The organism is Bailinhaonella thermotolerans (genome assembly GCF_003594875.1).
Lineage (GTDB): Bacteria > Actinomycetota > Actinomycetes > Streptosporangiales > Streptosporangiaceae > Bailinhaonella > Bailinhaonella thermotolerans.
Genome location: NZ_QZEY01000005.1, coordinates 296,304 through 309,753, shown reverse-complemented (window position 1 = coordinate 309,753; position 13,450 = coordinate 296,304). Strand labels below are relative to the sequence as shown.

Annotated in this window: 17 protein-coding genes, 1 tRNA gene, 1 other RNA gene and 1 pseudogene; 12 read left to right on the top strand and 8 right to left on the bottom strand. The window is 70.3% G+C overall.

Annotation, left to right across the window (positions count from 1 at the left end; translation table 11 throughout):
* Positions 1-45: 45 nt before the first annotated feature.
* The 7 genes and pseudogenes from D5H75_RS16795 to D5H75_RS16775 form a co-directional block, all read right to left on the bottom strand.
* Positions 46-372, bottom strand: coding sequence for a hypothetical protein (locus tag D5H75_RS16795; RefSeq protein WP_119927399.1), 327 nt, complete (start codon positions 370-372; stop codon positions 46-48).
* Positions 369-749 carry a hypothetical protein gene (locus tag D5H75_RS16790; protein WP_147425185.1) on the bottom strand — a complete coding sequence of 127 codons (381 nt, stop codon included), beginning with the start codon at positions 747-749 and terminating at the stop codon, positions 369-371. Before D5H75_RS16790 ends, D5H75_RS16795 begins: the two co-directional genes overlap by 4 nt.
* A 72-nt stretch (positions 750-821) precedes the next feature.
* The gene (locus D5H75_RS43135) at positions 822-1,067 is read right to left on the bottom strand and encodes a Scr1 family TA system antitoxin-like transcriptional regulator (RefSeq protein ID WP_242454283.1); all 246 of its coding nucleotides are present in this window, start codon (positions 1,065-1,067) and stop codon (positions 822-824) included.
* Positions 1,064-1,237, bottom strand: coding sequence for a hypothetical protein (locus D5H75_RS43130; protein ID WP_242454323.1), 174 nt, complete (start codon positions 1,235-1,237; stop codon positions 1,064-1,066). The genes D5H75_RS43135 and D5H75_RS43130 overlap by 4 nt, the downstream gene beginning before the upstream one ends.
* A 92-nt stretch (positions 1,238-1,329) precedes the next feature.
* Positions 1,330-1,464: pseudogene (locus D5H75_RS43125) on the bottom strand (helix-turn-helix domain-containing protein); the annotation flags it as partial.
* Between the two features lie 14 nt (positions 1,465-1,478).
* Positions 1,479-2,000 carry a DUF6879 family protein gene (locus D5H75_RS16780; RefSeq protein ID WP_119927397.1) on the bottom strand — a complete coding sequence of 174 codons (522 nt, stop codon included), beginning with the start codon at positions 1,998-2,000 and terminating at the stop codon, positions 1,479-1,481.
* Entirely contained in the window at positions 1,969-2,217 is a 249-nt protein-coding gene (locus D5H75_RS16775; protein WP_119927396.1) for a hypothetical protein, read from the bottom strand. The genes D5H75_RS16780 and D5H75_RS16775 overlap by 32 nt, the downstream gene beginning before the upstream one ends.
* A gap of 614 nt (positions 2,218-2,831) precedes the next feature.
* On the opposite strand from D5H75_RS16775, the gene D5H75_RS16770 reads away from it, so the two are divergent.
* The 5 genes from D5H75_RS16770 (at position 2,832) to D5H75_RS16755 (ending at position 5,844) form a co-directional block, all read left to right on the top strand.
* Positions 2,832-3,386, top strand: a complete 555-nt coding sequence (locus D5H75_RS16770) for a DUF6461 domain-containing protein (protein ID WP_119927395.1) — start codon at positions 2,832-2,834, stop codon at positions 3,384-3,386.
* Positions 3,387-3,516: 130 nt separating this feature from the next.
* Positions 3,517-3,774, top strand: a complete 258-nt coding sequence (locus D5H75_RS16765) for a hypothetical protein (protein ID WP_119927394.1) — start codon at positions 3,517-3,519, stop codon at positions 3,772-3,774.
* A 229-nt stretch (positions 3,775-4,003) separates the two neighbouring features.
* The gene (locus D5H75_RS40895; RefSeq protein ID WP_147425184.1) at positions 4,004-4,201 is read left to right on the top strand and encodes a hypothetical protein; all 198 of its coding nucleotides are present in this window, start codon (positions 4,004-4,006) and stop codon (positions 4,199-4,201) included.
* Positions 4,202-4,344: 143 nt separating this feature from the next.
* Positions 4,345-4,935 carry a DUF6461 domain-containing protein gene (locus D5H75_RS16760; protein WP_119927393.1) on the top strand — a complete coding sequence of 197 codons (591 nt, stop codon included), beginning with the start codon at positions 4,345-4,347 and terminating at the stop codon, positions 4,933-4,935.
* A 318-nt stretch (positions 4,936-5,253) separates the two neighbouring features.
* Positions 5,254-5,844 carry a tyrosine-type recombinase/integrase gene (locus D5H75_RS16755; RefSeq protein ID WP_242454282.1) on the top strand — a complete coding sequence of 197 codons (591 nt, stop codon included), beginning with the start codon at positions 5,254-5,256 and terminating at the stop codon, positions 5,842-5,844.
* Positions 5,845-6,045: 201 nt separating this feature from the next.
* Here D5H75_RS16755 and D5H75_RS16750 read toward each other — a convergent pair.
* Positions 6,046-6,131 (bottom strand) — tRNA-Ser (locus D5H75_RS16750).
* 97 nt (positions 6,132-6,228) lie between these two features.
* Here D5H75_RS16750 and ffs point away from each other — a divergent pair.
* The 7 genes from ffs (at position 6,229) to D5H75_RS16715 (ending at position 13,336) form a co-directional block, all read left to right on the top strand.
* Positions 6,229-6,325: signal recognition particle sRNA small type (gene ffs / locus D5H75_RS16745), an RNA gene on the top strand.
* Positions 6,326-6,353: 28 nt separating this feature from the next.
* On the top strand, positions 6,354-8,975 hold the full coding sequence (locus D5H75_RS16740; RefSeq protein ID WP_119927392.1) for a DNA polymerase III subunit gamma and tau: 2,622 nt from the start codon (positions 6,354-6,356) through the stop codon (positions 8,973-8,975).
* Positions 8,976-9,283: 308 nt separating this feature from the next.
* Positions 9,284-9,652 carry a YbaB/EbfC family nucleoid-associated protein gene (locus D5H75_RS16735; protein WP_119927391.1) on the top strand — a complete coding sequence of 123 codons (369 nt, stop codon included), beginning with the start codon at positions 9,284-9,286 and terminating at the stop codon, positions 9,650-9,652.
* Positions 9,653-9,732: 80 nt separating this feature from the next.
* The gene (recR, locus tag D5H75_RS16730) at positions 9,733-10,332 is read left to right on the top strand and encodes a recombination mediator RecR (protein ID WP_119927390.1); all 600 of its coding nucleotides are present in this window, start codon (positions 9,733-9,735) and stop codon (positions 10,330-10,332) included.
* Positions 10,325-10,912: a DUF5063 domain-containing protein gene (locus tag D5H75_RS16725; protein WP_119927389.1), complete on the top strand. Its 588-nt coding sequence runs from the start codon at positions 10,325-10,327 to the stop codon at positions 10,910-10,912. The genes recR and D5H75_RS16725 overlap by 8 nt, the downstream gene beginning before the upstream one ends.
* A 61-nt stretch (positions 10,913-10,973) precedes the next feature.
* A complete protein-coding gene (locus D5H75_RS16720) occupies positions 10,974-12,272 on the top strand; it encodes an aspartate kinase (RefSeq protein WP_119927388.1) in 1,299 nt (432 codons plus the stop codon).
* Positions 12,269-13,336, top strand: a complete 1,068-nt coding sequence (locus tag D5H75_RS16715; RefSeq protein WP_119927387.1) for an aspartate-semialdehyde dehydrogenase — start codon at positions 12,269-12,271, stop codon at positions 13,334-13,336. The genes D5H75_RS16720 and D5H75_RS16715 overlap by 4 nt, the downstream gene beginning before the upstream one ends.
* Positions 13,337-13,450 lie beyond the last annotated feature (114 nt).

The window sequence follows — 13,450 nt, the reverse complement described above, 5'->3', positions numbered from 1 at the left end:
GCGGTTCTGTGAACGATGAGGGTAAGGGGGCTGCATGCCTCGCGCCTACGACGCGCGCCGTCGGGGCAATTCCACGACGTTGGGCGCGGGTCTCTGGGCGCTGGCGGTCGTCCCCGGTGCGGTGGCGGGGCGGGTCGAGACGAAGAAGTACGGCGGGAGCTCGCCCAGGGGGTGACCGATCAGGGCCTCCTGTTTGCGGAGCTTGATGGCCAGTTCCTCCACCGATTCGGCCAGGAGCACCTTCTCCTGGCCCCGGGCCTCCGCCTCTCGCGAAGGGCCGTGCTTGCGGACCGCGCTGAAGCCGTACAGGCGGTCGAACTCCCATCGGCACTCGTACTGCGCGACGAGCTGTTCCCACGTGAGCTTCTTCATCCCGCGACCGTCCGCAGCTCGTTCCCCGGCCCGGCCTGCTTCGCCGACAGGTCCGTGTAACGCAGGCTCACGCGCCGCGCGATCGTGGCGGGGTTGTCGCAGGTGCCGCTGGCGTAGACCTTGCCGCCCGTCCTCGTCAGCCGCCCGGTCCACCAGCGGAACCACTGCCCATCGGTCCAGACGACGACCTCGGCGGTGGGGCCGGCCCAGAGCATGGCGATGCCGTACCCCTCATGCACCCTCGCCGTGATGCCGTGCCCCTCGGTCAGTTCGACGCGCAACCGCTCGGCGGCACGGGCGGCGCGTAGCTGGCGCTCCGGAAGCGTCCCCGCGCGCTCGCACGCCCGGCTTGACCTGGTCATCCGGCCTCTCGTCATGGCAGAGACGCTAGGAAGGCCGGAAATCCCAGCTCAACGAGTGTGGCGAGATGCGGCGCACGACTTTCAGCTCTAGTGCCTGACCTGGGCTTTTCTGATCAGTGCCCGGGCCTTCGCGCGATGTACGGCCATGCCGGCGAGGCGGTCGAACTCCCGCTCATAGCGCGCGATCTCGCTCGGGGCGGTCACCGTGACGGCGGCGCTCACCAGCTCCACGCTGACCTGCTCACGGTCGAAGATCGTGAAGTTGTGGACGACATGCAGGCTCCGGGTGATGTCGAGAGGGATCACGCCGAGGCTCACCGACCGCAGGTTCATGACCGTGAGCAGGTCTGGAACAGGCCGGGGATCACCTGGGAGCAGTAGGCGCGCATGTGCGCCGTCCGCTCGTACAGCGGAAGCCGGTTCTCCTGGAGCTTCCGCAGGCCGGTGCGCTGCTGACGCTTCCATTCGACGTAGGCGCTCGCGACGGCGCGCGACGTGGCCACGAGGTCGTCAGCCTGCTCCCCAGCGCCGCACACCGGCACCGGACGCGGATGTCGGAGACGGAGGGCGGCCGGGCCGCGTGCTCGATCTTGGAGATCTTCGTCCGTTCCCACCCCGCCGCCCGGGCAAGGGCGATCGCCGTCAGTCCCGCGTCCTCGCGGATCGCCCGAAGCCGATCAGCGAGCGCCCGGCGGGACTCCTGGATAGACGACGTGGGCGGGGTGGGCATAGGACGGGCCTGCTTCAGCTCTCGGACAGCTCGTACTCCGCGTGATCGATCGCCCGCTCCCAGACGGCCTCGAAGGCGGTCAGGCAGAGCCGGATGACCTCGGGTTCGTCGCGCAGCTCGTCCTCCACGATGGAGCCGTCACCGGCGAAGTGGTGGAACCGTACGAGCCGGTCGTCGAACACCCAGAAGTCGTTACCGGGAAGGGTCAGATCGGACGCCAGGCGCCGGGGCAGCCACCGGACCTGCTCGCCTGCCGCGATGTTGTTCCGCGCGGTGAGCACGTGTTCGTACCTGATGTAGTCGGTTACCGGCTCGGACACGATACGAGCCCTGCGGAACCGGACGCCGCGACCTACGGCGTCCCCGATGGTCCGCCGCCACTTGGTGAAGTCGTAGTGATCGAGGTTGCCGGTCTCCAGCCAGCGGCGGAAGCCCGGGTCCTGGGGAACGTAGGTGTCGCGCATCTCCAGGTGCACGGCACTGCGAGCCGTACCCGCGATCAGCTCAGGGAACGGTGGGATCGTCTTCGAGTTCACGCAGCGCCTCCAGGATGAGCTTCCTCATGCGGGCCGGGACACGAACTCCCGACTCGTTCGGGCTGATCCCGCTGCTCTCCTGAAGTTGAGCCAGGTCGTTGGGGTCGGTGACCGTCTCACCCACGAGCACCAGGTCACCGGTCTTCTCGTCTACCTGCATGGCCGGGCAGTGGTCGTTGTCCGTTCCCGGGGCGATCACGAGGAAGCGTAGCTGCATCCTTGGCTTCTAGGGTGGAGTGTGTTCGAGTGCGACCAGTGCGAATGAAGACCGCCGGGCAGAGGGACGTTCCCTGCTGAGCCTCGCCCGGCTCCTGCTACCCCCTGTCCCTTGTCTCGCTGATGAGACGAGCGCTGGTCGGACGTGGATCTCCATAGGCGCACACTGAGGGTACGGCGCGGACGCCAGCGGCCGAAGTACGCCCACGGATGCGGCGACACTTGTGGGCGGGTCGCGAGAAGCCCAGGCTGAGCCGGAAAAGACCGAGGGCCCGGATCGTGGGTAAGCGATCCGGGCCCTCGGGTACTGCCTCAACCTTGCGCGGAGGATGCGAGATTCGAACTCGCGAGGGGTTGCCCCCAACACGCTTTCCAAGACTGTGGATCATCGTTTGCCCTTGATCGTGACGGTCCCCACCCACAGGAACGCGCTCCGTATACCCGTTTCCGAACGCCTGTGAACGGCCGTGAATGAGACCAAAACTGAGACCACGTATCCAAGATCCGCCGCGCTTCTGGGGGGCTTGGGAGGTGCACGTTCGTACCCGGTCATCGGTTGTGCAGAGGCGCCTGAGATCATCACCGAAGTCTGAGCGCGGAAGAGAGTGATCGTCGATGGAGAATCCAGGCGACGGTTACGGCTGGTTGCTGGAGGAGTTCACGGACGACAGCGACTTCACCGTACTCATCGTCAGGTTCGTTCGGGGGCTCGCGCCCGAGGAGGCGCTGCGGCGACTGGGCGCGGCGGATCCGCGGTACGGCGGTGTGGCTCAGCAGGATGAAGGTTTCATCGTCGCCTTCGCGGCCGACGGAGGGTGCGTGTTGTTCGAGAACGCGTTCTTCGCTCTGGATGACGTTGAGATGACGCGGCGGCTTTCGCCGGGCACGACGACCGCGCGGGTGTCCGCCGTCAGCGCTGACTGGGATTTCTCCTACGCCGCCGACGGCGAGGTCATCGTCTTCTTCGACCCGGCGTATCCCGGCGACCGCGAGGGCGCTGATCCCGACGCGATCGCCGATGCCATGAGCGCCGTGGGCATGGTGCCGACCTCGGAGGATGAGCCGGACGAGGACGCGATCCCGAAGGCGCTCATCCTCGCCGAGCACGTCACCGGTGTACACCTGACCCCTGCCCACCTCGACAAGCCCGCCTGGCTCGCAGAATTCTGAGCACATGGCACGGCATCGCGCATGCGGAATTCGTCTCGGGGCCCATGGCTGCCGGGTGGGTTCCGCCGGGTCTCACAAAACGGGGAGCCCCAGGACCGTCAACCCGGCGGACCTCTGGCTGACTCTCGATGTGGGCGGGCTCGCGACGGTCCTCGGCTGGCTGCACGATGGTCTCCTGGCCGCAGCCCTGGCGGCGCTCGTGCTGCCCCTGCTGTACGGCCTGGCCGTACTGCTCACCGGCGTCCGGTTCGGAGAGAGCCGCGCGGACAGGGTCTTGCGGGAAGCACACGGCCGGTACATCGGCCCCGACGACCTGGGGGACGCGCGGAGCGAGCCCTGGTCACCCGCGCACAGCAAGCCATCGACGTCGTGCTCGACTCGGACGTGAACACGGCAGGCATGCTCGACACGGTCCAAAACCAGGTAGAGCTCCCACGTCAGGAATGGGACATATCCCGACGACTCCGAAACCTCTCGCTATCCCGGGCCCATCGACCGAGCCGAGCGGCCAGTGGGAACGAGAACGAGGAGGGGCACGCCGGAGTGGCCGCACGGGTCAGGGCACTTGAGACCTACGCCGCCCGGGTACGCGCGGCGGACATGCCTACCGCCGCTCGATGGGCATGGATGACAGGCAGGCCGTTGCTCAGATCGAAGAACTTTCGGCCCAAGCGGACGCGACCGGGCTGGCGTTGCAAGAGGGCCTGAACGACGTCGGTGACGCCGCTGCCCTTCTCTACGGCCTCCCTCCATCCGATACGAAACCTGATCAACACTCCGACCAAGGAACCCGCGGCCTGAAGCCGAAACCCTGAGGATCAGCGTAGATGTCGGCTTTGCCCCCGCGGCGCCATCAGCGCGAGCTCAGTGGGCGATAGCGAAGCGTCCGCCATGACAACGTCTGCGCGCGGGTGGGTCTTCGGAGTGATGTGTCGGTGGGCTCTGTCACGATCGGTGAATGATTGCGACCCCTGGCGAGTACGCCTGGTTCACCGAGAGGCACTCCCTTGGCTTGGCGGAGGCTTACAGCTTCATCTTCGTTCGCGGGTTCACACCCGAGCAGCTCGTAGCCCGGATGGGCGGCCGGGCGGAGGACTTCTCCTGGATGACGTTGGATGAGTCGATCGCCGCCGGTGACCGCTACGGCTACAACACGGAGACTGTCGCGGTCACGAGCGTCGGTGATTGGGCGTTCGTGGCGCAGTACAACAGTTGGCTAGGTGCCGACGACGAGTTCATCGTGCCGCTGTCGGAGAGCACCCGTCTGGTCTCCCTCTACCACCTCGACCTCAAGGGCCTGGAGGAGTTCCGCTGGGTGGAGGACGGGGAGATCCGGTTCGCCTTCTGGGCCCAAGACGGCTTCTCGGAGGTTCCCGCTGAGCTTGTGGAGACCATGGAGCGAATCGACCGCGACTATGAGTGTGAGCTCTACAAGGGGGCGGGATTCGCCTTGATCGAGCACCTCACGGGCATCAAGCTCACTCCCCAAATCTTGGAGGAGTCCGCCTATCTATGCGGAGTAATCCCCACGCCGCCGGCTAGCGGCTGAGCGTTCCAATGCCGTGGTGACCAGGCTTTTCCGGGATCCGGGAAAAAGCCTGGTCCCATCATTTCGGGCGGTCGCTACGCGATTGGCCGGTGGTAGAGGAGTTCGTACAGGTGGCCGCCCTTGACGAGGATGGAGGCCTCGACGGGGCGGTCGTGGGAGTGGATGACGCGGAACTGGCGGATTACCGGGATCTCTTCGGGGAGTTCGAGGATCTCGACCTCTTCGGTGGTGGGCGGGCGGACGGACAGCGCACGGTGAGCCCTATCGCTAGCTCTCGGTTTGCGTCAGGGCGAGGTCTTGGGCCTGACTTGGGGTGATGTGGACCTGGAGCGCGGCATCCTCTGGGTCCGTCAGAGCCGGCGCCGGCCGAAGTACGCGCACGGGTGCGAGGACACCTGGGGAAAGAAGGCCGGTTACTGCCCGGAGAAGGTACGTACCAACCCGGACGTCGACAAGACGAAGTCGCGAGCCGGGCGACGCACGATCGGGCTCCCCGACCAGCTCGTCACACTCCTGCGCGCGCATAAGGAGGAGCAGGACGCCGAGCGCGAGAAGGCGCGCCAGCTCTGGAGTGACGAGGGATGGGTCTTCACCAAGCCGGACGGCACGGCGCTGAACCCCAACACCGACTACCACCAATGGAAGGCTCTGTTGGAGGCCGCCGGGATCCGAGACGGGCGGCTGCATGACGCCCGGCACACCGCCGCCACGGTCCTGCTGATCCTCGAAGTGCCCGAGCGGACCGTGATGTCCATCATGGGCTGGTCCAGTACGGCGATGGCGCGGCGCTACCAACACGTCACCGACACCCTGCGGTCGGGGGTGGCCAAGCGGGTGGACGCGCTGCTCTGGAATGCGGGCGGCGGCGCCGACGCGGAGGCCGGAATGCCCTCCGCGAAGGGCAACTGAGACCAAAACTGAGACCAGGAGCGATCACGAGGTTGCGAGGACGCTCCGGAGCCGGGGGAGGGAGGCGCGTCCACCAGGGCTCGGGGGTGACGGTGACGAGCCGGAGAAGGTCGTGAGAGACCACGGCTGAGCTGGGAAAAGACCGAGGGCCCGGATCGTGGGTAAGCGATCCGGGCCCTCGGGTACTGCCTCAACCTTGCGCGGAGGATGCGAGATTCGAACTCGCGAGGGGTTGCCCCCAACACGCTTTCCAAGCGTGCGCCCTAGGCCAACTAGGCGAATCCTCCGTGGGACAGCTTATCGGAGGTTCGGGGGTGCGTTGAACATGATTCGCGGGACGGGGATTCGTGGGACAGAGCTGCCCTGAGAGTGAGTAGACTTCATGTGGGCCCCTCGCGCGGCGTCCATCCTGTGAACCTCCCCAGGGCCGGAAGGCAGCAAGGATAAGCAGGCTCTGACGGGTGTGCGGGGGGTTCCTTGTCTCACGCCACATCCGGACGGGGTCCCCGATGAGCCTTGCGCTGTACCGCAAGTACCGGCCCGGGACATTCGCCGAAGTCAAGGGTCAGGAGCACGTCACCGAGCCGCTTCGGCAGGCTCTGCGGGCGGGACGGATCCACCACGCCTACCTGTTCAGCGGCCCGCGCGGCTGCGGCAAGACCTCCAGCGCGCGCATCCTGGCCCGCTCCCTCAACTGCGAGCAGGGCCCGACCCCCGACCCCTGCGGCGAGTGCGACTCCTGCGTGGCGCTGGCGCCGACCGGTCCCGGCCACATCGACGTGATCGAGATCGACGCCGCCTCCCACGGTGGTGTGGACGACGCGCGTGACCTGCGCGAACGCGCCTTCTTCGCGCCCGTGTCGGCGCGCTACAAGGTGTACATCATCGACGAGGCGCACATGGTGACCCGCGAGGGGTTCAACGCGCTGCTCAAGCTCGTCGAGGAGCCCCCGCCGCACCTGAAGTTCGTCTTCGCGACCACCGAGCCCGAGAAGGTCATCGGGACGATCAAGTCGCGCACCCACCACTACCCGTTCCGGCTCATGCCGCCCGGCACGCTCCGCCAGCTCATGGAGGAGATCCTCGCGTCGGAGTCGGTGCCGTTCGAGCCCGCCGCGCTCCCGCTGGTCGTGCGCGCGGGCGCGGGGTCCGCCCGCGACTCCCTGTCGATCCTGGACCAGCTCCTCGCGGGCGCCACCGACGAGGGCATCACCTACGCGGGGGCCGTCTCGCTGCTCGGCTACACCGACGCCGGGCTGCTCGACGAGATGATCGACGCGTTCGCGGCCCGCGACGGCGCGGCGCTCTTCCAGGGCATCGACCGCGTGATGGAGGGCGGCCACGACCCGCGCCGCTTCGCCGCCGACCTGCTGGAGCGCTTCCGCGACCTGGTCATCCTCGCCAACGTGCCCGACGCGCCCGAGAAGGGTCTGCTGGACCGCCCCGCCGACGAGATCGAGCGCATGCGCGGCCAGGTCGGGAAGCTGGGCCCCGCCGAGCTGACCCGCGCCGCCGAGGTCTTCAACGCCGGCCTCACCGAGATGCGCGGCGCCACCTCGCCGCGCCTCCTCCTCGAACTGATCTGCGCCCGCGTCCTCCTCCCCGGCGCCACCGCCGACGAGGCCTCCCTGCTCACCCGCCTGGAGCGGCTGGAGCGCGGAGTCCCGGCCGCCGACGCCGTACGGCCGGCGCCCGCCTCCCCGGAGCCGGCGCGCCAGGCCGTCCCGCACGTCCCGCCCCCCGGCATGTCCGACGACCAGCCCGGGGGTTCCGGCCTGGCCGCCGCGCGGGCCGCCGCCCGCGCCGCCGCCTCCCGTCCCGCGCCGAGCCCCGCCCCCGCGAGCCCCGCCCCGGCGAGCCCCGCCCCGGCGGGCCGCGCTCCCGCGGCGACCGCCCCGCGCCCCGAAGGCCCGGCGTCCGCCGCCGGTACGGCGACCGCCCCCGGCACTGGTACGGCGACCGCGCCCGGGGCCTCGGGCGACGACGACTGGGGGCCCGTGACGCGCCCCGGCGCGGGCGGCCCCGCGGGAACGGGGAGCCCCGCCCCCGCGAGCGCCACGAGCGGCGAGGACGACTGGGGACCGGTGACCCGGCCGGGCACCGCCGGATCGACGCCCGCCGACGCCCCACCCGCCGGCGCCCCGTCCGCCGACGCCCCGTCCGCGGCGTCCCCGTCTGCGCCCGCTCCGGCCGCCCCCGGCGTGCCGGACGTGGAGATCGCGGAGCCCGGCGTGCCCGCCGTCCAGGGCGGGGGCACGGGTCCCGCGCGCGAGCCCGTCCCGGCCAAGGCCGGAGTCGCGGCGGCCGGCGCCGCCGAGGCCGACGACGACTGGGGGCCCGTGGTCCGCCCGGGCACGGCCCAGGCCGCTTCCGCCGCGCCCGCGGGCCCGGCGGCCGATCCGACGATGACCTCCGGCGCGCCCCCCGCGGGCGGCGACGGGGGATCCGGTCCCGCCGCGTCGCGGCCCGCTCCCGCGCCCGCCGCGGGCCCCGCGCAGCCGGACCCAGGCGCGTCCGGCGCGGGCCAGGCGGGGCGGCCCGACCTCGCCACGATCCGGCAGAGCTGGCCCTCGATCGTCGAGGCGATCAAGGGCCGGAGCCGGGTCGCGTGGGCGTCCCTGAGCAACGGCGTGCAGGTCGCCGGGGTGGACGGGAACGCCGTGACGCTGGCGTTCGCGCAGCAGGGAGACATGCGCGGGTTCACCCTCGGCCACCGGGACCTGGTGGTCGCCGAGGTGCTGAAGGAGCGCTTCGGCGGCGAGTGGCGCGTCGAGGCGGTGCTCGGCGGCCCCGGCGGGGGCACCTCCGCGCCGCCGCCCTCCGGCGGGCCGAGGCCGGGCGCCCCGCAGGGCCCCGAGCAGCCGCGACCGCGGCCCGACACACCCGCCCCCGGCGCTCCCGCGGGCTCCGAGCCGCAGCGCCAGGCCGACAGCGGGCGCACCCGGGCCATGGCGATGGCGGCGGCCGCGGCCGCCGCCGCCGAGCGGGAGCCCGAGCCCGAGCACAACGTGGACGACGTGGACCCGCTGAACGACCTGGACGCCGACGGCGAAGGGTCCGAGCTGACCGGTGTGGCCCTCATCCAGCGGGAACTCGGCGCGCAGATCATCGGCGTGATCGATCACGCCTGAGTCCGGCGCGTGCGAAACCACGGCGCCCGGCAGTGCCGTACACGCGTCAAACCCCGTAGTCTCGGGACCACGGAGCGAACGCCGGCGAGTGAGCGGGGCGGGTGGCCAGGGGCCGCCCTCCGCGTGAACGAGGAGGCGGGAGCGACCGTGCAGCGCGGGCGAACGCCGACGGGCGGGAGTCAGCGCGCACGCGGCGACGGAGCCGAGCGAGCCGATCCGGCGGGTGAATTCGCCGCGGTGGGAGCGCGGCGGCGTCCCGAGTCGTTGACGCGGAAACAGCACGCGAGCCCACGAGGAGCGCAAGTACCGTGAACCCAGGGGATGTCAACCTCCAGCAGATGCTGGAGCAGGCGCAGATGATGCAGCAGCAGCTCCTCAGCGCGCAGCAGGAGCTCAGCGAGGCCGAGGTGGAGGGCACGGCGGGCGGCGGGCTGGTGACCGCCACCGTGAGCGGCTCGGGGGAACTGCTGAGCCTGCGGATCGACCCGAAGGTCATCGACCCCGGCGACGCGGCCGACACCGCGGAGACGATCGCCGACCTGGTGATGGCCGCGGTCCGCGACGCCGTACGCGCCGCCAGTGATCTCCAGCAGGAGAAGCTCGGCCCGTTCACGCAGGCGCTGGGCGGTTTCGGCGGTGGAGCGCCGGGGGGCATGCCGGGCCTGCCCGGTTTCTAGGCCCGGTCTCCGGGCACGGCGGTCCCGACCCGGGCCGCCGGCCGGTTGCCAGGGCGTGTTTCTGAAGGCATAAGGAAGAGATGTACGAAGGCGTCGTCCAGAGGTTGATCGACGAGCTGGGGCTGCTCCCGGGCGTCGGTCCCAAGAGCGCGCAGCGGATCGCGTTCCACGTGCTCGCGGCGGACCCGGTGGACGTGAAGCGGTTGGCTCACGTGCTGCTGGAGGTCAAGGAGAAGGTGCGCTTCTGCCGGATCTGCGGCAACGTCGCGGCCGAGGAGGAGTGCCGGATCTGCCGCGACCCGCGCCGCGACCCGCACGTGATCTGCGTGGTCGAGGAGTCGAAGGACGTCGTCGCGATCGAGAAGACGCGCGAGTTCCGGGGGCGCTACCACGTCCTCGGCGGCGCGATCAGCCCCATCGAAGGGGTGGGGCCCGACGACCTGCGGATCCGCGAGCTGATGACCCGGCTCGCGGACGGCGAGGTGACCGAGCTGATCCTGGCGACCGACCCCAACCTGGAGGGGGAGGCGACAGCGACCTATCTCGCCCGGCTCCTGAAGCCCATGGGGCTGAAGGTGACCCGGCTGGCGAGCGGGCTCCCCGTGGGCGGGGACCTCGAATACGCCGACGAGGTCACGCTGGGCCGCGCGTTCGAAGGAAGGAGGCTGCTCGATGTCTAGCAACGGATGGCACGGGCTGGCGGACAACGTGGCCGCCCACGCCCAGAACTACCTCGACGGCCTGGCCGCGGTCGCCCAGGGGGAGGGCGAGGACCGCACCGTGTCGATGCTGCTGCTCGAGGTCGCGCAGGTCAGCGCGGCCGGGGCGCAGCTCGGCGCGAGCCAGGACGTCATCCTGCCCACCAACTGGGAGCCGCCCATCAGCGCGGATCCCGACCTGGACGAGCTGCGTACGGCTCTCGCCGCCCGCCTCGGCCCGGTGGACGGGTACGTCGAGGTGTTCGACCCCTACAAGGACACCTCGCTCACGCCGTACCGGCTGTCGGACGACCTGACGGCGGTGGCGGCGGACCTGGTGCACGGACTGCGCCACTACCAGGCGGGACGCCCGCTGGAAGCGCTGTGGTGGTGGCAGTACTCCTACTTCAACACCTGGGGCAACCACGCGGGCGCGGCGCTGCGGGCGCTGCAGGCGCTCGTCGCGCACAGCCGGCTCGATGTGGAGGCCGCGGAGGCGTCCATCGAGGCCGCGATGAGCGCCGTGGTGGAGGAGGGCTCACAGGTCCAAACCGGTCGCTGAGCTCTCCAGGCCGGTCAGTAGACTTGGCGTCCCGTCCCGTTTCCAGTGGGAGGACGCTCTCGTGGCCCTCGTTGTCCAGAAATATGGTGGTTCGTCGGTAGCCGACGCGGCCTGCATCAAGCGGGTGGCGCAGCGGATCGTCGCGACCAAAAAAGCGGGCAACGACGTCGTCGTGATCGTGTCCGCCATGGGTGACACGACGGACGAGCTCATCGACCTCGCCGAGCAGGTCTCCCCGCTGCCCCCGGGCCGCGAGCTGGACATGCTGCTGACCGCCGGCGAGCGCATCTCGATGGCGCTGCTCGCGATGGCGATCGCCAACCTCGGCCACGAGGCGCGGTCGTTCACCGGCTCGCAGGCCGGCGTGATCACCGACTCGGCGCACGGCCGGGCGCGCATCATCGACGTGACCCCGGGCCGGCTGCGCGGGGCGCTCGACGCGGGCTCCATCGCGATCGTGGCCGGGTTCCAGGGCGTCTCGCAGGACACCAAGGACATCACCACGCTCGGCCGCGGCGGCTCCGACACCACGGCGGTCGCGCTCGCGGCGGCGCTGAACGCCGACGTCTGCGAGATCTACACCGACGTGGACGGCATCTTCACCGCCGACCCGCGCATCGTCCCGACCGCGCGCAAGATCCCGGAGATCTCCTACGAGGAGATGCTGGAGATGGCCGCGTGCGGGGCCAAGGTCCTGCACCTGCGCTGCGTCGAGTACGCCCGCCGCTACGACATGCCCATCCACGTGCGCAGCTCCTTCAGCCAGAAGACCGGCACGTGGGTCGGCAACCGCCCCAACCCGAACACCGCCCCCGAGACCGCAGCGAAGGACAGTGAAGTGGAGCAGCCGATCATCTCCGGTGTCGCGCACGACCGCAGCGAAGCCAAGATCACGGTTGTCGGCGTGCCCGACAAGGTCGGCGAGGCGGCGAACATCTTCAAGACGCTGGCCGACGCCGCCGTCAACATCGACATGATCGTGCAGAACGTCTCCGCCGCGACGACGGGCCGCACGGACATCTCCTTCACGCTCCCCACGACCGACGCGCAGAACGCCCTCTCGTCCCTGAAGAAGATCCAGGACCGCGTGGGCTTCGAGTCGCTGCTGTTCGACGACCAGATCGGCAAGGTCTCGCTGATCGGCGCGGGCATGCGGTCCCACCCCGGGGTTTCGGCGACCTTCTTCGGCGCGCTGGCCGAAGCGGGTGTCAACATCGAGATGATCTCCACCTCGGAGATCCGCATCTCGGTGATCGTTGGTCAGAACGAGGTGGACGCGGCCGTCACCGCCGCCCACCGCGCCTTCAACCTGGACGCGGACCAGGTCGAGGCCGTGGTCTACGGAGGTACCGGACGATGAGCGCCCGCAAGCCGACCCTCGCGGTCGTAGGAGCCACCGGGGCCGTCGGCTCCGTCATGCTCGACATCCTGTCGAACCGCCCCGACGTGTACGGCGAGATCCGCCTGGTCGCCTCGGCCCGGTCCGCCGGCAAGGTGCTGCGCGTGCGCGGCGAGGACGTCGTCGTTCAGGCGCTGACCCCCGAGGTCTTCGACGGGGTGGACGTCGCCATGTTCGACGTGCCCGACGAGGTGTCCGCCGAGTGGGCCCCCATCGCCGCCGCCCGCGGCGCGGTGGCCGTGGACAACTCCGGCGCGTTCCGCATGGACCCCGACGTGCCGCTCGTGGTGCCCGAGTGCAACCCCGAGCAGGTCCGCAACCGGCCCAAGGGCATCATCGCCAACCCCAACTGCACCACGCTCACGATGATGGCGGCCATGGGCTCGCTGCACCGTGAGTACGGCCTGCGCGCGCTGGTCGTGGCGTCGTACCAGGCGGTCTCCGGCGCGGGCGCCGCGGGGATCGACCGGCTGTACGACGAGGTCGCGGCCGTCGCGGGCGACCGCACCATCGGCCAGACCGCGGGCGACGTGCGCAAGGCGGTCGGCTTCGACGGGGCGGACTCCCCGTTCCCGGCGCCGATGGCGTTCAACGTCGTGCCGTGGGCGGGCTCGCTCAAGGAGGACGGCTGGGCGTCCGAGGAGCTCAAGGTCCGCAACGAGTCCCGCAAGATCCTCGGCATCCCGGACCTCAAGGTCTCCGCGACCTGCGTGCGCGTGCCGGTGATCACCACGCACTCGCTCGCGGTCCACGCCACCTTCGACAGGCCGGTGACGGTCGAGGGCGCCCGCGCCCTCCTGGAGGCCGCCCCGACGGTCGTGGTCATGGACGACCCGGCCAACGGCGTCTTCCCCACCCCGGCCGACGTCGTGGGCACCGACCCGACCTATGTGGGCCGCATCCGTCAGGCCCTGGACTTCCCCAACACCCTGGAGCTGTTCGCGGTAGGCGACAACCTCCGCAAGGGCGCCGCCCTCAACACCGCCGAGATCGCGGAACTGGTCGCGGCGGAACTCACCGCCTGACCTGGAAGACCACGGAAACGGCGCGGGGCCACCCCCCGCGCCGTTTCCCTTTCCCGGGTTTCTTCTCCCGGCCCTTTCCGCGCGGTGGGCCGTACGGCCGGCGCGGAACCGTCC

Coding starts and splice junctions, on each gene's coding strand:
- D5H75_RS16795 (WP_119927399.1), bottom strand. CDS start 372: ATGAAGAAGCTCACGTGGGAACAGCTCGTCGCGCAGTACGAGTGCCGA.
- D5H75_RS43135 (WP_242454283.1), bottom strand. CDS start 1,067: ATGAACCTGCGGTCGGTGAGCCTCGGCGTGATCCCTCTCGACATCACC.
- D5H75_RS16725 (WP_119927389.1), top strand. CDS start 10,325: ATGTCTAGCAACGGATGGCACGGGCTGGCGGACAACGTGGCCGCCCAC.
- D5H75_RS16760 (WP_119927393.1), top strand. CDS start 4,345: ATGATTGCGACCCCTGGCGAGTACGCCTGGTTCACCGAGAGGCACTCC.
- D5H75_RS40895 (WP_147425184.1), top strand. CDS start 4,004: ATGGGCATGGATGACAGGCAGGCCGTTGCTCAGATCGAAGAACTTTCG.
- D5H75_RS16770 (WP_119927395.1), top strand. CDS start 2,832: ATGGAGAATCCAGGCGACGGTTACGGCTGGTTGCTGGAGGAGTTCACG.
- D5H75_RS16740 (WP_119927392.1), top strand. CDS start 6,354: ATGAGCCTTGCGCTGTACCGCAAGTACCGGCCCGGGACATTCGCCGAA.
- D5H75_RS16715 (WP_119927387.1), top strand. CDS start 12,269: ATGAGCGCCCGCAAGCCGACCCTCGCGGTCGTAGGAGCCACCGGGGCC.
- recR (WP_119927390.1), top strand. CDS start 9,733: ATGTACGAAGGCGTCGTCCAGAGGTTGATCGACGAGCTGGGGCTGCTC.
- D5H75_RS16790 (WP_147425185.1), bottom strand. CDS start 749: ATGACGAGAGGCCGGATGACCAGGTCAAGCCGGGCGTGCGAGCGCGCG.
- D5H75_RS16775 (WP_119927396.1), bottom strand. CDS start 2,217: ATGCAGCTACGCTTCCTCGTGATCGCCCCGGGAACGGACAACGACCAC.